This window comes from Leifsonia sp. EB41, from assembly GCF_041262565.1.
Lineage (GTDB): Bacteria > Actinomycetota > Actinomycetes > Actinomycetales > Microbacteriaceae > Leifsonia.
In genome coordinates, this window is sequence record NZ_JBGCCJ010000001.1 from 2,861,459 (window position 1) to 2,879,264 (window position 17,806).

The window sequence follows — 17,806 nt, forward strand, 5'->3', positions numbered from 1 at the left end:
GTGGAGGGAGTGCTGACGTGATGAGCGAAACCATCGATCGAGCGGACACACGAGCGCCACGACCGGGAGGAGCACCGTCGCCGCACGCTCACCGGCGTGTCTTGAGACATCAGACGGCCAAGATCGTTGCAGCACCAAATCTGCGCACATTTTGCGCACGACTGAGTGAGGTCGTATGGGTTCGGATAGGGTCGCCTGAGCATCTAGATCGTTGATTTTCCGGGTTTTTCGGCTTTCGTCCGGGAGACAGAAGGGCACTGGATAGAGTTCGAATCCCACGCCCTCCGCCAAGGTGTTGGCGTGGCTAAGGAGAGTGTGCCAGTAACGGGTCACGGATGAAGGCCAACCTTACGCAGCAGGACAAGTCAGACTCCCGCTACCGCAGATGTGCTCGCAAAAGTCTGCGAACACCCAGCAATGCCGAATGTATTCGCACGTTGACGCACGCAGACAGGGGTGGGCTACATCGCGCCGTCAACGCGGAGCGGCACCGCGAGACGCGCTGCAGGACCCGAAACTGGCAGAGAAGGTTCGAGAAGCTGGCGCCTCGGTCGCGCCCAGTGATGCACGGCGACGGTAAAACACTGACGACGCGGGGCAATCGCGTTGATCGATGGTAGACAGGGGCAGTGGAAGACAGATTCGGGTTACCGGACAACATGTTCGGACCGATCGACGACGACTTCGCAGGCGCACTCGGACGCATCGCAATGCTCGGCGCACTCATCGAAAGCAAAGTCGACAACCTCGTCGCCTCACTCGACCACAACCCACAAAGCCGCTACGCCGGCGACGGTGTCGGCCAGCAGCTCACCAATGCACGCAAGATCATCAACAACAGGATCCCCGCACGACCCACCGTTTCGGAGCCGCATCGCGAACAGATTCGCACGCTGCTGCAACGAATCGAAACGACGATGTTCGAACGAAACGAGCTGCTGCATGGTGTGTGGGCGAGACCGTCATTCGTGAATGGTCTGTCGTGGAGGCACCTTCCGAAGGGGCAGCGTGACGCCCCACACGAATGGACGAGGGGCCGGCCGACAACTGCGGAGGATCTTTACGCGGTGATCGCCGAGATGGTGGCAGTTGTGGGCGAGATCCAAGACGCGTGCCTAGAGATCGAAGCACATCCTCGGGTGGAAGTCGGTCGGTAACGAATCTGCGTGAGCGGTTGTGAGTCATGCACCGTCCGCCGCAATCGTCGATCCCAGTCTCACTAACGGTGCTCAGTCTGAATGAGGTGACCTGACCCAATCGTGCATCGGCGGAGCGCCGCGAGTACCTGATCCGGCCCGGTCAGAGAGCCTTCGTCTCCACTTGTTGACCGCGGAGTCGCCTGCGCCAGCGGCCCAAACGCGAACAGAATTCGACTAGTCGTTTTCCCGCGATTTCCGCGCAGCCTGATCTGCTTCCCAGGCAGCTTGGGCGGCTTCGCGTTCCTTCTTTGCGGCCTGCCGTCGTTCCTCACGCTCGCGTTCGGAGTCCAGCTTCTCTTGCGTGTACACGCTCCAGCTTTGGCTGCCTCGGTTCCAGACGATGAATTCGTCCTGAGCGGCTGGAACTCCCTTAGAACCCGCTTGTTGATTGCCCAGTTGCCGTTCGGGTTGCGATAGGACCACTCTTCGCCGAACTGCTCACGGATTTCGCGAACGGTGCGGTCCTGATAGGTGCGCCGTGCTCCGTTTTCGCGGATCTTCGCGATCAGCCACTCCGCGATATCGGTCGGTTCGGTCATCTCGAATCCTCTCGGATCAGGCGACTACAAGTAGCGGACGGCTCCAAACATTGGGTCGTTGGAATGAACCGGGCCGGTCGCGGCCGCAGAGCTATTCGGCGAGCGGCTTGATCCGAGCTACGGCGATTGTGCCAAATCCGCCGAGGCTGTCGGTGGATGACGACTCAAGAAGTAGCGCATCGCCCACCGTCAGAAGTTCACCGTTGTGCCGCAAAGTCGAGCTAAGCGCCACCGCAATCGCGATCTCACCAGGCGCCGCGACAGGTGGAGCTGACGTCCCAACGACGTAATGGTGGGTCAGCGTCGCGGTAGCCCGACGCCGATCGACCATCACGTTCAGATCCTGTTCCGGCTTGGACACGCCCTTAGTCGCAACGTTTGCCTCCCCAGGAAAGGCGACTACGCCGAACTGAGGGACGCTTCGAGTCTGAGCGTCCACGTCGAGGCGTAGTCCCGTCGGGCCGATCGGCATAAGAAGCCTGTCCGTCCCGTCGAATCGGGAGAAGGGCACATCGCTTTCGATTGTCGCCATGCTGATCCGCCAGGCAGGGTCGCGGGCCGGGTCTGGCGAGTCCGCCACCAGGATGTCTTCGCTCACTCCGAGACCGTTTTTCCACGGTCGCGGCGATCGAGCGTTTCTACGGAGGACGTCCATCATGATTCCTGGTTGGGATGCTGTGCGGCTGAGGCGATGCGGAACATAACGCCAATTTCACCGCTGCCGACGAAGAAATAGTGAGAAAGCGCTCGCGAAGTGTCTCACCAGCGAGACACGCAGACGTCCGGCTTCACCTTGGCGAAGTTCCTGTCCCGTATTCGAGACAGTTTCGGCGCTCCGTAACCCCGACGGCTCGGTGAGATGGTGTGGAATGTCGGGACACAACGTCAGCGAGCGTGCCGATGGCCTCGAAGATGAGCACGAGCGTCGGGTCTAGATGGAGGACAGTCTTAGATGAGTACCTCGATTGCGCACGGCCACCTCGCAGACATCGACCGGATCGCTCAGGTCGGCCAGGATCGCAAGCGAGGAGGCTACTCGCGACACCTATGGCAGGCCGCGGACCTCGAACTTAGAGAATGGTTCATCCAGCGGGCCGGCGACCTCAACCTGGACGTCGAAACGGACCGAAACGGCAATATCTGGGCATGGTGGGGACCGCCAGGTGAGGGCGCTGTTGTCACCGGAAGTCACCTCGATAGCGTCCCTGGTGGAGGTGCGTTCGACGGGCCGCTAGGGGTGATCAGCGCCCTCGAAGCGGTCGGGCGTCTCCAACAAGCTGGCGTTCACCCAACGAAGCCATTCGCCATCCTCGTCTTCGCCGAGGAGGAAGGATCACGATTCGGTGTCGCGTGCCTCGGCTCCGGCCTGATGACAGGCAAGCTGGACCCAGCTCGCGTGCTTGCACTCTCTGATGCCGACGGCATCACCTTCGCCGATGCGGCGAAGCACGCGGGGTTCTCCACCAGTGCGCTCGGCTACGACAAGGAGGCGCTCTCACGCATTGGGGTCTTCATCGAGTTGCATGTCGAGCAGGGCCGTGGATTGATCGAGCTCGGATCTCCAACGGCGTTGGCCAGCAGCATTCTTGCCCACGGCAGGTGGACCTTGACGTTCAAGGGTCAAGGGAACCATGCGGGTGCGACCTTGATGGCGGACCGCGACGACCCGATGGTCGCGGCGGCTCGCGCCGTTCTCGAGATCCGTGACGCTGCCCTTAGCTTCAAGGGTGCCCGAGCCACCGTGGGAAAGATTTCAGCCAACCCTGGTGGCGCTAACGTAATCGCGTCGAGCGTGACCATGACACTGGACGCAAGGGCAGACAGCGACGAGAGCACGCGTGCTCTCGTCGATGACATCGTGAAGCGTGTCGGGGCCAAATCGGTCACGGAGGATTCATGGTCGCCGGAGGTGCGGTTCGACAGTGACATTGCCACGAAGCTGCGGAAGGCGATCGGGGAGGTGCCCATGCTGCCGTCCGGAGCGGGCCATGACGCCGGTGTACTTGCCGATGTCGCGCCCACCGGGATGATCTTCGTCCGCAACCCGACAGGTGTGTCCCACGCTCCCGAAGAGTTCGCCGAGTTGGCCGATTGCGTCGCTGGCATCGATGCGCTCGAGTCGGTGCTCCGAGGGCTGCTATGACGACGGTCTGGTGTGACACGGTCATCGCGCCGGAGGGTGTAGTGCACGAGGTGCGTTACACCGTGAATCAGTCTGGAAACGTCGAAGCCATACACACAGGGTCGCGACCGCACCCGGAAGACCTCGTCCTCGGTGCTGTGATCGGAGGCGCAGCGGATAGTCACTCACACGCGTTCCATCGAGCCCTTCGTGGCCGCACTCATGCCAACGGTGGTGATTTCTGGGTTTGGCGAGAGGAGATGTACAAAGCGGCTGCGGTACTTGAACCCGACACGTACTACTCGCTTGCCCGCGCGATATTCGCGGAGATGCTGACGGCCGGCTACACCGTCGTTGGAGAGTTCCACTACGTCCACCACCGCAGCAATGGCGCCCCGTACCCCCACGAGATGGAACTTGCCCTCGTCGAAGCTGCGCGATCGGTCGGCATTCGACTGGCCCTCCTCGATACGGCCTATCTAGCGGGTGGCATCAATCAGCCGCTGTCCGCCGCTCAACTGCGTTTTGGGGACGGCAGCGCGGAACGATACCTCGAGCGCTGGTACGCGCTGAACGAGAAGGTTGAACACCTAGGGGCTGCAATCCACTCTGTGCGCGCCGTGCCGCCCGCCGCGATACTGAAAATCGCCGAGGGGCTCCCAGCGGACGTGCCCTTGCACATCCACCTTTCCGAGCAGCCTCAAGAGAACAAGGACTGCCTGGACCAGTACGGTGTCACCCCCACGCAGTTGCTGGAGGAGCACGGTGTGCTCACCTCACGTCTGAGCGCGGTCCATGCAACGCATCTGTCTGCTACCGATATTGACCTCCTGGGGCGTGCCGGAAGCTCCATCGTGATGTGCCCGACGACTGAGGCTGACCTTGGTGACGGAGTCGGGCCCGGCCGGGAGTTGGCCAATGCCGGGGCTACGCTCGCGCTCGGGTCCGATCAGAACGCCGTGGTTGACCCATTCCTTGAGATGCGGGGGCTTGAGATGGACGAGCGCCTTCAGTCCGGTCGACGCGGCCGGTTCACCCCCGGTGAAGTGCTCCATGCCGCCACGGGAGGGGGCTACCGCTCCCTCGGTTGGAGCGTTCCGCCGCTACACATCGGAGGCCCCGCAGATTTCCTGGAGGTCGACACCCGCTCGATACGAACGCTTGGCGCTGACCTCGAGCAGCTCATCTTCGCGGCAACGTCCGCCGATGTGCTGCGCGTCCTAGTCGGAGGCAACGTCGTCGCCGACCGTGGCCACCTTCGAAACGGTGAGGACCCTGCAGAGATCATGGAGCGAGCGTTGACGACTCTGCGGGATCGGCCCTAACTCGCATCGACACCGGCAGTCGAGTATCTACAGCCTCACCTGATCAGGAGCGAGCCGGAGGGGAATGCATCCGCAGCTTTCGCGGGTCACGAGAGTGTGCGCGAACATTCGATGCGTGGACGGCGGGTCTGAGCCCGTGAGCTCGTCCACGATGAACTCAGCGATCTCCTGGAACGGCAGCTGAATGGTCGTGAGCGAAGGAAATGTGAACGCTGAGGCGTCCGTTCCGTCGATCGAGATGATGGCGACGTCGTCCGGGATTCGTTTGCCGAGATACTGCGCGGCTCGGATCGCTCCGAATGCTTGAACGTCCGAGGATGCCAGAATCGCGCGAGGCGGGACGGGCAGGGTGAGCAGCCGGTATGCGGCGTCGTAGCCGCCTTGGAGCGAGAACTCGCCTGCGACTTTGAGCTCATCAGCCCTATCGGGCGCGAGTCGGGTAGCCATCATCTCTGTCCAGGCAACCACCCTTGGGTCGGGCCGGTCACCGGCGATGAGTCCAATATCAGCGTATCCGTGTCCAAGCAGGTGCTCGATCGCTTCCCGTGCAGCGCCGAAATCGTCGATACCCACGAACGGGACATCGGATTCTTCAAGGTGCCAGTCGAGGGAGACGAGGCGTATTCCCGACTTGGAGATCGCCGAAAGGGTCTCCGGTCGGCGGATCCCATAGACGGCGATGCCGTCCACTTCGCGGGTGAGCATGTTCTTGAACTCTGCCGTGGCCTCGACACCGTCGCTTCCGGCGTTGCCGATCATCAGTCCGTAGCCGGCCTCGTGAGCACGGTCCTGGACCTTCTGAGCCAGCTCGGAGAAGTAGGGGTTGGTGATGTCTCGGATGAGAAGACCAATGACGTTGGTGCGCGCGAACTTCATCGCGCGGGCATTCTCGTTGGGGCGGTAACCGAGCTCATTCATCGCAGCTAGAACCCGATCGCGTGTAGTCGGCGCTACAGGCCGCGGTCCGCTGTTCAGGACGTAACTGACGACGGCAGTGCTCACTCCTGCCATGCGGGCCACGTCCCGCTGGTTGGCTCTTCTCATTGGGGTCACCCTAAACGATCCCCTCGTGCGTTCCGGACATCCGCCCGTTCAACTTCCCGGCTTCGTCAACGTTGACTCGTTCGGTGTGCATGGGGTCAGAGGACCTTTCCTGGGTTCAGGATGTCCGCCGGGTCGAAGACCGCCTTGATCCCTCGTTGCAGCCCGATCGAAAGCTCGCCTACTTCGTCAGCGAGTGCGGTCCGTTTGACGGTTCCCACCCCGTGCTCGCCGGTGATGGTTCCGCCTAGGGACAGCGCAAGTTTGAAGATTTCCTCCGCCGCGCCCGTAACTCGCCTGTTCGGTCGCGCTCCGGTGTACAGCAAGGTCGGGTGTAGGTTCCCATCCGCCACGTGGGCGACGTTGAGGATCGGAACGCCGAAATCGATGCTGATGGCCTGGACATAGTCGACGAGCTCGGCAAGCCTGTCTGGCGGGACGGCGACGTCTTCGACCAGGACGTTACCGAGCCGTTCCGCTGCCGGCAGCGCGAGACGCCGGACGTCCAGCACGTGGTCAGCCCATTTGGTTCCCTGCCGCACGGTGACCGCGGAGGCTCCAACTTCTCCCAGAGCATCCTGCAAGAGAGCACGGTTCCGGGTGACGTCTCGGTCCAGTTGAACGATGAGCAGGCCGGCGCCCTTGGCGAGGTAGTCGGTTCCTTTCCATTCGTCGATCGACTGGAGGGTGCGGGAGTCCATCGCCTCAACGAGCGCCGGGTCGAGAGAGCTGCGGCTGATCTCTACACCGGCGCGGATGGCGCCGGCGAAGGTCTCGAAGTGTGCCAATGCGGTGACGGGTGGGTCTTCCGGCGCGGTCTCCAGCCGTAGGGTGGCTTCGGTAATGATGCCGAGGATGCCTTCCGAGCCGACGAACAGCTGCGTCAGGTTGAGGCCGGCGACGCTCTTGTGAGTCTTGGAGCCGGTCCGGAGGATTTCGCCTCTTCCGGTGACGACAGTGAGCTCACGGACAGCATCTCCCGTGGGCCCGTACTTGTTGCAGCGGAAACCACCCGCATTGGTCGCGATGTTTCCGCCGAGAGTCGAGATGCGCCAGCTGCCCGGTTCCGGTGCGTAGCGCAACGATTTCGTCCGAGCGACGGTGTCCAGCTGGTATGCGGTGACTCCGGCCTGGACGTCAGCGCTACGGTTTGCTGCGTCCAGGTGGAGGATCTCCGTCATGCGTTCGGTGGAAATCACGAGCGCACCGTCGACGGCTGAAGCTCCGCCGGCCTCGCCGCTGCCCAGGCCGCGTGTGACGACTGGTGTCTTGGTGTCGTGTGCGAGCTCGAGTACGGTTGCGATCTGTTCCGTGGAAGTGGGAAGGATGACCGCGGACGCTTCGCCGACGCGAGCCGCTGGGGCCCTGTCATGCAGGTATGCGGCGATGTCGCCTTTGCTGTGAAGGACGCTCCCAGCGGGGAGCGTACGCCGGAGAGAGTCGATCATGCGTGTACAGCAGCAGCAGCGAGAGCCTCGCTGGAAGTTGGGTAGGAGTCGATCGTTCCCGATCGGGCGACGGCGTAAGTCCCGGCCCGCACACCGTCCCTGCCTGCTTCGACCAAGGTCTCGCCACGAGCGAGTGCAGCGATTACGGCCCCGACAAATGCGTCGCCGGCACCGGAGGTGTCGACGACGTCCGGCTTCGAGGTAATCGGTTCGTGCCAGGTCCTCGTGCCGTCGGAAATGGTTGCACCGAGAGACCCTCGGGTGATGATCGCCGAACGCGCGACCCGCGTAGCGATCACGTGAGCGGCGTTTGCGGCCGACTGCGGGTCGTCGATCTTGGTATCCAACCCCACCGATTCCAGCAGCGCACGCGCTTCAGTCTCGTTGACGATCAACGGGTCCGCTGCTTCGAGCACCTCGGTGGCCACGGGGACGAATGGAGCCAAGTTGAGAACGAAGCGGATGTTGTGGATCCTGCAGCGGTCAGAGAACGCGAGGATTGCCTCAGGGGGAACCTCTCCTTGGCTCCAGGCGATGGAGAACGTCTCGTCCTCGTTCGTCAGAAGCTGGTCGAGGTGTTGCTCGACGTCGCCGGCGGAGATTCGCGTGTTCGCGCCCGGCAGCACGGCGATGGTGTTCTCACCAGTCGAATCGACGGTGATGACCGCGAGCCCGGTTGTTTCGTCGACCTGCCCGATGTGGCTGGTCGCGATACCGAGCTGGTTCAGCTGTTGAGTGGCGTCGTGACCGGCGCCGTCGTTTCCGACGGCGCCGATCATGACCACGTCTGCCCCAAGCAACGCGGCCGAGGCGGCCTGGTTGGCGCCCTTTCCACCAAGAGCCGTTCCGCCGCTTGTGGCGAGGACGGTCTCTCCGGGCTTCGGGAACTCCGACACGTGGACGCGGATGTCCTGGTTGATAGACCCGAGCGTCAGCGCCCGCGGCGTGCGACTGTGAGTCATCACTGCTCCTCGTCTGTGGTCGGTGTGGTTCTGATGGCCGCTAGCGAACGGAGGCGAGGAATGCCTTGGTGCGCTCGTGGCTCGGGTTGCCGATGACTTCGCGGGCGGGACCGTTCTCGATGATCTGTCCGTCATGCATGAAGACAACGCGGTCGGCGACGTCGCGCGCGAAGCCCATCTCGTGGGTCACGACGATCATCGTCATGCCGGACTGGGCAAGGTCGCGCATGACGTTGAGGACACCCCCGACCAGCTCTGGGTCGAGTGCCGAGGTCGGCTCGTCGAAGAGCATCAAGTCTGGCTGCATACAGAGGGCGCGGGCGATGGCGACGCGTTGCTGCTGACCACCGGAGAGGTGTCGTGGGTAGGCGTCGGCCTTTTCGGACAGTCCGACCTTCTCCAGGAGTTCCCGGGCGAGCGGCTCGATCTGCGAGCGGCGCATCTTCTTGACCAGACGTGGAGCCTGCATGAGGTTCTCCATGACGGTCATGTGCGGGAACAGATTGAAGCTCTGAAAGACCATGCCGACTTTCGCTCGGTCGCGGCTGGACTCGGCCTCGCTTTTCTCGTGGAGGACCATGCCGTCGCGGCGGTAGCCGACCGGTTGTCCTTCGACCCAAATCAGACCCGAGTCGATCGTTTCCAGCTGGTTGATGCATCGCAGGAAAGTGCTCTTGCCGGATCCGGACGCTCCGATCAGGCACACCACTTCGCCCTCGTGAACTTCGAGGTCGATGCCCTTGAGGACTTCGTTGGAGCCGAAGCTCTTGTGCACGTCAACTGCTTGCACGAGGGTGCGGCGTTCGTCGTTCATGACCGGGTGTCCTTAAGAGGGGTGAGCGCTTCGGGGGCGTGGGTCTGGAAGATTTTCCGGATTCGTGACCAAACCGTCTTCTGCGTCGAGGGTCCGCTGCCGCGGCCGTAGTAGCGCTCCACATAACCCTGACCGAAGTTGAAGATGGTGGTCAGGATGATGTACCAGATGCTCGCCACCATCAGCAGCGGAATGACCTGCAGGTTCTGGGAGTAGATGATCTGTGCCGAGTAGAGGAGGTCCGCGACCGAAAGGACCGAAACCAGCGATGTCGACTTGAGCATTCCGATGAATTCGTTGCCGGTCGGCGGGATGATCACACGCATGGCCTGCGGAAGGATCACCTTGGCCATCCCCTGGCGGCGATTGAGACCGAGTGCCGATGCGGCCTCGTGCTGACCCGAGGGCACGGAGATGATGCCAGCGCGGATGATCTCCGACATGTAGGCAGCCTCGTTGAGGCCCAGGCCAAGGATGCCGGCGAGCAGCGGCGTGATCAGCTGGTTGGCGTTCAGGGCAACGCCGGGGATGCCGAAGCTGATCACCGGGTAGAGCGCGGCGAGGTTGAACCAGATCAGCAGCTGCACAAGGACCGGGGTGCCGCGGAAGAGGGCAACGTATCCGTGTGCCACCTGACTGACCACAGGGTTGTGCGAGAGGCGCATTACCGCGAGCAACAAGCCGAGCAGCACGCCGATGATCATGCTGACCACGGTGAGGAACAGGGTGATGCCGATGCCGGCCACAACGGCTGGGGAGAAGAAGAACTCCGCGACGATGGGCCAGCCGAAACGGGGGTTGGTAGCAATGGAGTAGACGAGCGCCGCCACTAGAGCCACCACGACTATTCCGGCCACCCACCTCCAGAGGTGCTTCTTCCGGATAAAGGTGAACTGGTCGGGAGCCGGTGGCTCCAGTGGCGCCGTCGTCATTGTCGTTCCTGTCTGGTTCGTGTTACTTGTTGTCGACCTGGTCGGCCGTGAGGATGTGGTCGGCCGGGACGCCCCACTTCTCGTTGATGGCCTCGTAGACGGCCTTCTGCTGGGTGACCATGTTCTTGACCGCGGCCGCGATCGCCGGGGTCAACGGGGAGTCCTTGACCAGCGCGATTCCGGATGCGGCCGGCGCGATGTCCGGTCCAGCGGCGAGCTCGTACTGACCGTTCGACTTCTGGGCCGAGTACGCCAGGCTCAGGGCGTCGTCGAGGATGGCGTCGACGCGGCCGGAGGACAGGGCGAGACGGGAGCCCTCGTCAGGGAACTCCTTGGCGTCGATGGCTTTCTTCCCGGCGGCGAGGCACTGCTTGTTCAGGTTGGGGAGGTTCACCAGCGCGTCGGAGGAGCCCTTGGTGACACCGATCGTCTTGCCGCACAGCGTCTTCGCGTCGCTGGCCTTGAGGTGCTGCGGGTTGCCGGGGGCGACGGCCAGGTTGCTGCCGCTTTCGCTGTAGGTGACGAAGTCGGCGGCCTGGAGGCGCTCCGGGGTGACGGTCAGGCCCGAAATGGCGAGCTGGTAGCGGCCGGAGTTGATGCCGGGGATGATCGCGTCGAACGACACGTTGTCGAACTTGATGTCGACGCCGAGCGTCTCGCTGAGTGCCTTCGCGAAGTCGATGTCGCGACCGATGATCGTCTTGTTGTCGGAGGCGAACATCTCGTAGGGCGGGTAGCCGGCGTTGGTGACGGCGGTGAGGGCTCCTGCTGCCCTGACGTCCGCGGGGAGGAGGGCCTGCGCCTCCTTGTCCAGCTTTGCGCTCGGGACCGTGACCGACTTCGACTCGGACGGTGACGGCTTGGCCCCGTCCGCGGCGCTGCAGCCAGTGAACGCGAGGGCTGCGAGGCTGATCAGCGGGACGGCGATGGCGACTTTGACATTGCTCTTCATCGGGTGACTCCAGTGTCTAGGGAATGTGATCGTGCCGGCGATACCAGCCCGAGGCGACCGCTGTGGGGCGCAGCTCTCGCTTCATTCGAGGATCACACTTGATGCGGTCTAATGCTATAGATTCGCGTTCGTTCGTGTCTCAAATCCGAGACAACCGGTAGCTGGCGTTCAGCTGTCTGTCGGGATTACCCCGCCGATGCGTCGCGTCAGTTCGTCCGCGTAGGGCTTTATTTTCGCCGCAAGCTGCTGATAATCCGCCTCAAGGATCTGCTCGCGTGGAAAGGTCACCGCGATTGCTGCTGCCGGCCAACCGAGGTGGTCGACCACCGGTAGCGCGATCGAGGCGAGCCCGCTCGTCACGTCCTGGTCTTCCCTGCTGAAGCCGTCTTGGCGCGCTTGAGCGAGCCGGCTTTTCAGCGCCGCGTACGGGGCTCGAACAGGATCCTTCGTGGAGGAGAACGCTTCGGGTCCAGGAAACAGGGCGCGTAGCTGGTTCGGCGGCAGCAGCGACAACATGGCGCGGCCACTCGCAGTCATGTCACTGGGCAGTCGCACTCCGACGTCTGTGATCAGGGCTTGGCGGTTCTTGGCCCGCATCTCCACGATGTAGAGGACGTCACGTCCGTGCAGAACACCAAGGTGTGCGCTTTCCCCCACATGGTCGACGAGATCTGCCAGAAGCGGCGTCCCCAAACGCGCCAGCGGCTGCTGGCGTGAGAAGCCGGAACTCAGCTCGAACGCCGCGACACCCAGCCCATATTTTCGTTCCTCGGCGATGTGGGAAACGTACCCGTGAGCCTCAAGCGCCGAGAGGATGTGGTAAGTCGAAGACCTCGGCAAGGCGAGGGCGCGACTGATGGTTGCGGCCGCCACAGGTCCGCGCTGACCGGCGAGGAACGTGAGCATCTCCAGCGCGTTCTCGACCGCAGGAACCACCACCGGCTTCGCGCGACGCTTCGACTTCGAGTCAGTCATGTGTGCCTCCGCGCGTCTCAAATCCGAGACAGATCGAAGCATATGACCGCCCCGGCAAGCAAGCCAGGGGTGTGAACTCTCAGGGACCCACCCATTCGCCCTATGAGAAGGACGTCACAATGACCGCTACTACAGACACCACCTCGCACGACGCCGTGCTTGTCGGTACGCACGGTGTCAGCGAGCGGGACGTCATCAGCGTCGCCCGTGAGAACGCGCGCGTGGTACTCACCAATGAGGCACTCACTGCAATCGCACGCACCCGCGTCGTAATCGACGGCCTCGCGCTCGCGGACCGACCCGTCTACGGCGTTTCCACCGGATTCGGCGCACTTGCCACCAAACACATCCCCCAGCATCTGCGTGGTCAGCTCCAGCGCAGCCTCATTCGTTCGCACGCCGCCGGAACCGGCGCAGAAGTCGAACGCGAGGTCGTTCGCGCGATGATGCTCCTTCGCCTGGCCACCCTCGCTTCAGGCCGAACCGGGGTGCGACCCGTCGTCGCCGAGACGTACGCCGCTCTGCTCAACGCCGGCCTGACTCCGGTCGTTCACGAGTTCGGAAGCCTCGGCTGCTCGGGAGACCTGTCCCCGCTGGCCCACGTAGCAATCGTGCTCACAGGAGAGGGCAACGTGCGCGATGCCGATGGCGTGCTCCTGGACGCGGCAACCGCCTTGGAGCGGCACGGGATCACCCCGCTGGAGCTAGTGGAGAAGGAGGGCCTCGCCCTCATCAACGGGACCGACGGAATGCTCGGCCAGCTGGTTCTCGCACTCAACGACCTCGACCACCTTGTGAAGGCCGCAGATGTCGCCGCCGCGATGAGCGTGGAAGGTCTCCTGGGCACCGATCGGGTATTCGCCGCCGACCTCCAAGCTCTCCGTCCCCAGATTGGTCAGGCGCTCTCCGCCGCAAACATCTCCCGGCTTCTTCGCGGCTCCGCGATCGTCGCAAGCCACGCCGGCCCAGAGGACAAGCGCGTCCAGGACGCCTACTCGCTCCGCTGCGCGCCTCAGGTCGCAGGCGCCGTCCGGGACACGATCGTCCACGCCAGGACCGTCGCCTCGCGTGAACTCCAGTCCACCATCGACAACCCAGTGGTCACGATCGACGATCGCGTCGAGTCCAACGGAAACTTCCACGGCGCACCGATTGGGTACGTTCTCGACTTCCTCGCAATTGCCGTCGCCGACTTGGCAAGCATCAGCGAACGTCGGACCGACCGGTTCCTGGATGTGGCACGCAGCCACGGGCTGCCCCCGTTCCTGGCCGACAACCCCGGAGTCGACAGCGGCCACATGATCGCCCAGTACACCCAGGCGAGCATCGTCTCCGAACTGAAACGACTGGCCGTCCCCGCGAGCGTTGACTCGATCCCGTCGTCGGCGATGCAGGAAGACCACGTCTCGATGGGGTGGAACGCCGCTCGCAAGCTCCGCCGGAGCCTCGATGGACTCTCCCGGGTCCTCGCGGTCGAGATTCTGACGGCTGCCCGCGGGATCGATCTGCGCGCACCGCTGGCGCCCTCACCAGCAACGGGCCGCGTGATCGACGCGCTCCGAGCCGAGGTCGCAGGCCCCGGAACGGACCGATTCCTGTCGCCCGAAATCGAAGCCTCCGTCGCCCTGCTGCAGCAGCGGGTGTTCGTCGAGAGCGCGGAGCAGGAGACGGGCCCGCTCGTATGACGAGTCTGCCAACGCCGAGGCCGGAGATCCGGGATCTGCCGACATACTCCAGCGCACGAACGAACGGTGTGCGTTGGAAAGCGTCCTCGAACGAAGCCGTGACACCCCCACCGGCGAGCGTTCTCGAAGCCATCTACCATGCCGGCTCCAACGCCCACCTGTACCCGGATGTCGCCGGCCGTGATCTGGTGGAGGCACTCGCCGAATTCCTTGGCGTGTCCTCGGAGCGCATCGCAGTCGGCGCCGGCTCTCTGTCGGTGTTGGAGCATCTTCTGCTTGCGTACGTTGATTCCGGCGATGAGGTCGTCCTTGCGTGGCGTAGTTACGAGGCGTACCCGATCCTCGTGAAGCTTGCCGGCGGTACTCCGGTCACCGTTCCGCTCTCCGTCGAGCTCGAGCACGACCTTCCAGCAATGCTTGAGGCGATCACGGATCGCACCAAGGTGATCCTGGTGTGCAACCCGAACAATCCGACCGGAACAGAAGTGGATGAAGCGGCAATTCGACGCTTCCTCGACGCCGTCCCGTCGCATGTGATCGTCGTTCTCGACGAGGCGTACCGCGAGTTCGCGCGTAACGACGTGGACGGAGTCGCCTTCCTCAACGACTACCCGAACCTGGTAGTTCTTCGCACCTTTTCGAAGGCATACGGGCTGGCGGGCCTCCGCGTCGGCTACGCCGTTTCCGGCAGAGACATCCGCTCCTCCCTTGCCGCCGCGCTGCCACCATTCGCTGTCAGCTCGATTGCGGCTGCGGCAGCGCAAGCCGCAGTGCGAGAGACCCGAGAACTTGCGCACACCGTTCAATCGACCATCCGCGAACGGCGAAGCGTCGAGAATGCGTTCACCGCGCGGGGTCTCCGAATCCCCGACAGCGGAGCCAATTTCGTCTGGCTTCCACTGGGTGCTGACTCCGTCGGATTCAGCGAATTCTGTCTGACGCGTGGACTGTCCATCCGCGCGTTCGCCGACGAGGGCGTCCGATTTACCCTAGGCGACCGCGAGGCTTCCCAGGCGCTGATCAGCGCCTACGACGAGTACAAGAAGGACTAGACCGAAGGAGGTCTTCGAATGACCGATACACGACCGGTTAGGGCGCCGCGCGGGACGGAGCTCAGCGCGAAGAGCTGGCAGACCGAGGCGCCGCTGCGCATGCTGATGAACAACCTCGACCCGGAGGTGGCCGAGCGGCCGGACGATCTGGTCGTCTACGGCGGCACCGGCCGCGCGGCGCGGAGCTGGGAGGCGTACGACGCGATCGTCGCCACCCTCCGCGACCTGGAGGCCGATGAGACGCTGCTGGTGCAGTCCGGCAAGCCGGTCGGTGTGTTCCGCACGCACGAGTGGGCGCCGCGCGTGCTCATCGCCAACTCCAACCTGGTCGGCGACTGGGCGACGTGGCCCGAGTTCCGTCGCCTGGAGGCGCTCGGCTTGACGATGTACGGCCAGATGACCGCCGGCTCCTGGATCTACATCGGCTCGCAGGGCATCCTGCAGGGCACGTACGAGACCTTCGCGGCCGTCGGGGATAAGAGGTTCGGCGGCTCGCTCGCCGGCACCCTCACCCCTCACCGGCGGCTGCGGCGGCATGGGCGGGGCGCAGCCGCTGGCCGTCACCATGAACGGCGGCGTGGTGCTCATCGTGGATGTGGACCGCACCCGCCTGCAGCGCCGCGTCGATCACGGCTACCTCGACGAGCTCGCCGACGACATCGACGACGCCATTGCCCGCGTGCTCGCCGCCAAGGACGAGCGCCGCGCCCTGTCGGTCGGCCTCGTCGGCAACGCCGCCGCGGTGTTCCCCGAGCTGCTGCGCCGCGGCGTCCCGATCGACATCGTCACCGACCAGACCAGCGCGCACGACCCGCTGAGCTACCTCCCCGAGGGCATCACCGTCGAGGAGTGGCACGACCGCGCCGCCGCCGACCCCGAGGCGTTCACCATCGCCGCACGGCTGTCGATGGCGAAGCAGGTGGAGGCCATGGTCGGCTTCCTCGACGCCGGCGCCGAGGTGTTCGACTACGGCAACTCCATCCGCACGGAGGCCGAGCTCGGCGGCTACGACCGCGCGTTCGCGTTCCCCGGCTTCGTGCCCGCGTACATCCGGCCGCAGTTCGAGGAGGGCCGCGGCCCGTTCCGGTGGGCGGCGCTCTCGGGCGACCCGGCGGACATCGCCGCGACCGACCGCGCGATCCTGGAGCTGTTCCCCGACGACGACAAGCTCCGCCGTTGGATCACCCAGGCCGGCGAGAAGGTGCACTTCGAGGGCCTCCCCGCGCGGATCTGCTGGCTCGGCTACAAGGAGCGCCACCTCGCCGGCCTGAAGTTCAACGAGATGGTCGCCTCCGGCGAGCTCTCGGCGCCGATCGTGATCGGCCGCGATCACCTGGACTCCGGCTCGGTGGCCTCCCCGTACCGGGAGACCGAGTCGATGAAGGACGGGTCGGACGCGATCGCCGACTGGCCGCTCCTCAACGCCTTGCTGAACACCGCTTCGGGCGCGACCTGGGTGTCGCTGCACCACGGCGGCGGCGTCGGGATCGGCCGCAGCATCCACGCCGGCCAGGTCGTCGTCGCGGACGGCACCGTGCTCGCGGCCGAGAAGATCGAGCGCGTGCTCACCAACGACCCGGGCACCGGCGTGATGCGGCACGTGGACGCCGGGTACGAGCACGCGGCGGAGGTCGCGCGCGAGCGCGGGCTCCACATTCCGATGTTTAAGGACTGAACAAGCCTGCTGCCGGTTATCCGGTAGCTCCAAGCTCGTCGCGCCGGTGGACGGTTTCGTGGATCCCACCGGCGCGACGACTCCAACCACATCATCATCGGGCCTAACCCACGGGTCCGAACCAGCCGCACCAGGACAACGAGTGAGATTTTCACACCTCAGCAGCCCGACGAACTCCGTTCCGCGTCTCGCCGCCGTGATCGGCGATGGTGCCTTGTTCCTAGACGAGGTCATCGAAGGCGCGCCACGCGACCTTCAGGAGTTGATCGAGCGTGGCCCAGCGGCGCTCAGCGGCGTCCGCTCGGTCGTGAACAATGCGGTGACCGCGGGTGCGACGTTGCATCCCGTGTACGACCTTCGTCACGCGTCCGCTGTTCTGAGGCCACCGCAGGTCATCGCAATCGGCGCAAACTACGCCGCCCACGCTTCCGAACTCAAACTGCGCGCGGAGAAGTCTGCGACTGTCTTCTCCCTCTGGCCGAACTCATTGGCCGGCCACCGAGGCACCACAATCTGGCCCGCCCACCTCACCTCCGAAGTCGATTACGAAGCCGAACTCGGCGTCATCATCGGGAAACCCGCACGGAACGTCTCGGCACTCGACGCCCTCGATTACGTTTTCGGCTACACGATCGTTAACGACATCACCGCTCGTGACTTGCAGTTCTCCGAAGCGCAATGGTCGCGTTGCAAATCATTCGACGGATTCACGCCCAACGGTCCCGTCGTTGTTACCGCCGATGAGATCCCAGACCCTCAGGATCTCTGGCTGACCACGAATGTCGACGGCGCAATCCTCCAGGACGCGTCCACAGCGGATATGGTCCGATCCGTGGCCGAGGTCATCGAGTTCCTCTCCCGCACCGCCACCCTTCAACCCGGAACCTTGATCTCCACCGGGAGCCCCGGAGGTGCCGGCTACTCACGGAATCCACGCGTGTTCCTCAAACATCGGTCGACCGTCACGGTGACCATCGGCGGAATCGGCTACCTCACCACGCACTGCGAGGTCATATAGCCCCGCGCCTGGCCCTGTCTCGGATATGAGACGGGATCGCTCAAGAGGACCGAGCTTACGCTCGCAC

The 17,806-nt window shown here is 64.0% G+C and carries 15 protein-coding genes and 1 pseudogene; 7 read left to right on the top strand and 9 right to left on the bottom strand.

All coding sequences use genetic code 11. The features are described from left to right. Positions 1-629 precede the first annotated feature (629 nt). Positions 630-1,157, top strand: coding sequence for a hypothetical protein (locus tag ABH923_RS14210; RefSeq protein ID WP_370056027.1), 528 nt, complete (start codon positions 630-632; stop codon positions 1,155-1,157). Between the two features lie 62 nt (positions 1,158-1,219). Here the strand turns inward: ABH923_RS14210 and ABH923_RS14215 are convergent, their stop codons facing one another. Further along, positions 1,220-1,738 carry a hypothetical protein gene (locus tag ABH923_RS14215; RefSeq protein WP_370056028.1) on the bottom strand — a complete coding sequence of 173 codons (519 nt, stop codon included), beginning with the start codon at positions 1,736-1,738 and terminating at the stop codon, positions 1,220-1,222. Between the two features lie 91 nt (positions 1,739-1,829). Next, positions 1,830-2,396: a HutD family protein gene (locus ABH923_RS14220; RefSeq protein ID WP_370056029.1), complete on the bottom strand. Its 567-nt coding sequence runs from the start codon at positions 2,394-2,396 to the stop codon at positions 1,830-1,832. A 294-nt stretch (positions 2,397-2,690) separates the two neighbouring features. Here ABH923_RS14220 and ABH923_RS14225 point away from each other — a divergent pair, with 294 nt between their 5' ends. Together ABH923_RS14225 and ABH923_RS14230 are read left to right on the top strand one after the other, a co-directional pair. After that, positions 2,691-3,881 carry an allantoate amidohydrolase gene (locus ABH923_RS14225; protein ID WP_370056030.1) on the top strand — a complete coding sequence of 397 codons (1,191 nt, stop codon included), beginning with the start codon at positions 2,691-2,693 and terminating at the stop codon, positions 3,879-3,881. Further along, the gene (locus ABH923_RS14230; RefSeq protein WP_370056031.1) at positions 3,878-5,185 is read left to right on the top strand and encodes a formimidoylglutamate deiminase; all 1,308 of its coding nucleotides are present in this window, start codon (positions 3,878-3,880) and stop codon (positions 5,183-5,185) included. Before ABH923_RS14225 ends, ABH923_RS14230 begins: the two co-directional genes overlap by 4 nt. 27 nt (positions 5,186-5,212) lie before the next feature. Here the strand turns inward: ABH923_RS14230 and ABH923_RS14235 are convergent, their stop codons facing one another. The 7 genes from ABH923_RS14235 to ABH923_RS14265 all read right to left on the bottom strand — a co-directional run bounded on the left by ABH923_RS14235 (position 5,213) and on the right by ABH923_RS14265 (position 12,309). After that, entirely contained in the window at positions 5,213-6,229 is a 1,017-nt protein-coding gene (locus ABH923_RS14235) for a LacI family DNA-binding transcriptional regulator (RefSeq protein ID WP_370056032.1), read from the bottom strand. Positions 6,230-6,324: 95 nt separating this feature from the next. Then, positions 6,325-7,674, bottom strand: coding sequence for an FAD-binding oxidoreductase (locus ABH923_RS14240; protein ID WP_370056034.1), 1,350 nt, complete (start codon positions 7,672-7,674; stop codon positions 6,325-6,327). Further along, positions 7,671-8,636 (bottom strand): ribokinase, encoded by a 966-nt coding sequence (locus ABH923_RS14245; RefSeq protein WP_370056035.1) that lies wholly within the window; start codon positions 8,634-8,636, stop codon positions 7,671-7,673. Before ABH923_RS14245 ends, ABH923_RS14240 begins: the two co-directional genes overlap by 4 nt. A 40-nt stretch (positions 8,637-8,676) precedes the next feature. Further along, complete coding sequence (locus tag ABH923_RS14250; RefSeq protein ID WP_370056036.1) at positions 8,677-9,450, bottom strand: amino acid ABC transporter ATP-binding protein; 774 nt, start codon at positions 9,448-9,450, stop codon at positions 8,677-8,679. Beyond that, the gene (locus ABH923_RS14255) at positions 9,447-10,382 is read right to left on the bottom strand and encodes an amino acid ABC transporter permease (protein ID WP_370056037.1); all 936 of its coding nucleotides are present in this window, start codon (positions 10,380-10,382) and stop codon (positions 9,447-9,449) included. The genes ABH923_RS14250 and ABH923_RS14255 overlap by 4 nt, the downstream gene beginning before the upstream one ends. A 22-nt stretch (positions 10,383-10,404) precedes the next feature. After that, complete coding sequence (locus ABH923_RS14260; RefSeq protein WP_370056038.1) at positions 10,405-11,334, bottom strand: ABC transporter substrate-binding protein; 930 nt, start codon at positions 11,332-11,334, stop codon at positions 10,405-10,407. A 168-nt stretch (positions 11,335-11,502) separates the two neighbouring features. Continuing rightward, complete coding sequence (locus ABH923_RS14265; RefSeq protein ID WP_370056039.1) at positions 11,503-12,309, bottom strand: IclR family transcriptional regulator; 807 nt, start codon at positions 12,307-12,309, stop codon at positions 11,503-11,505. A gap of 119 nt (positions 12,310-12,428) precedes the next feature. Between ABH923_RS14265 and hutH the strand changes: the two genes are divergently transcribed. The 4 genes and pseudogenes from hutH (at position 12,429) to ABH923_RS14285 (ending at position 17,739) form a co-directional block, all read left to right on the top strand. After that, positions 12,429-13,994, top strand: coding sequence for a histidine ammonia-lyase (gene hutH / locus ABH923_RS14270; RefSeq protein ID WP_370056040.1), 1,566 nt, complete (start codon positions 12,429-12,431; stop codon positions 13,992-13,994). Continuing rightward, positions 13,991-15,046 carry a histidinol-phosphate transaminase gene (locus ABH923_RS14275; protein ID WP_370056042.1) on the top strand — a complete coding sequence of 352 codons (1,056 nt, stop codon included), beginning with the start codon at positions 13,991-13,993 and terminating at the stop codon, positions 15,044-15,046. The genes hutH and ABH923_RS14275 overlap by 4 nt, the downstream gene beginning before the upstream one ends. Before the next feature lie 18 nt (positions 15,047-15,064). Beyond that, positions 15,065-16,721, top strand: a pseudogene (hutU, locus tag ABH923_RS14280) (urocanate hydratase). 142 nt (positions 16,722-16,863) lie between these two features. Next, positions 16,864-17,739, top strand: a complete 876-nt coding sequence (locus ABH923_RS14285) for a fumarylacetoacetate hydrolase family protein (RefSeq protein ID WP_370056043.1) — start codon at positions 16,864-16,866, stop codon at positions 17,737-17,739. Positions 17,740-17,806: the final 67 nt, after the last annotated feature.

Excerpts from the sequence above, each read along its gene's own strand:
- ABH923_RS14215 (WP_370056028.1), bottom strand. The coding sequence starts at position 1,738 with ATGACCGAACCGACCGATATCGCGGAGTGGCTGATCGCGAAGATCCGC.
- ABH923_RS14220 (WP_370056029.1), bottom strand. The coding sequence starts at position 2,396 with ATGATGGACGTCCTCCGTAGAAACGCTCGATCGCCGCGACCGTGGAAA.
- ABH923_RS14225 (WP_370056030.1), top strand. The coding sequence starts at position 2,691 with ATGAGTACCTCGATTGCGCACGGCCACCTCGCAGACATCGACCGGATC.
- ABH923_RS14230 (WP_370056031.1), top strand. The coding sequence starts at position 3,878 with ATGACGACGGTCTGGTGTGACACGGTCATCGCGCCGGAGGGTGTAGTG.
- ABH923_RS14235 (WP_370056032.1), bottom strand. The coding sequence starts at position 6,229 with ATGAGAAGAGCCAACCAGCGGGACGTGGCCCGCATGGCAGGAGTGAGC.
- ABH923_RS14240 (WP_370056034.1), bottom strand. The coding sequence starts at position 7,674 with ATGATCGACTCTCTCCGGCGTACGCTCCCCGCTGGGAGCGTCCTTCAC.
- ABH923_RS14245 (WP_370056035.1), bottom strand. The coding sequence starts at position 8,636 with ATGACTCACAGTCGCACGCCGCGGGCGCTGACGCTCGGGTCTATCAAC.
- ABH923_RS14250 (WP_370056036.1), bottom strand. The coding sequence starts at position 9,450 with ATGAACGACGAACGCCGCACCCTCGTGCAAGCAGTTGACGTGCACAAG.
- ABH923_RS14255 (WP_370056037.1), bottom strand. The coding sequence starts at position 10,382 with ATGACGACGGCGCCACTGGAGCCACCGGCTCCCGACCAGTTCACCTTT.
- ABH923_RS14260 (WP_370056038.1), bottom strand. The coding sequence starts at position 11,334 with ATGAAGAGCAATGTCAAAGTCGCCATCGCCGTCCCGCTGATCAGCCTC.
- ABH923_RS14265 (WP_370056039.1), bottom strand. The coding sequence starts at position 12,309 with ATGACTGACTCGAAGTCGAAGCGTCGCGCGAAGCCGGTGGTGGTTCCT.
- hutH (WP_370056040.1), top strand. The coding sequence starts at position 12,429 with ATGACCGCTACTACAGACACCACCTCGCACGACGCCGTGCTTGTCGGT.
- ABH923_RS14275 (WP_370056042.1), top strand. The coding sequence starts at position 13,991 with ATGACGAGTCTGCCAACGCCGAGGCCGGAGATCCGGGATCTGCCGACA.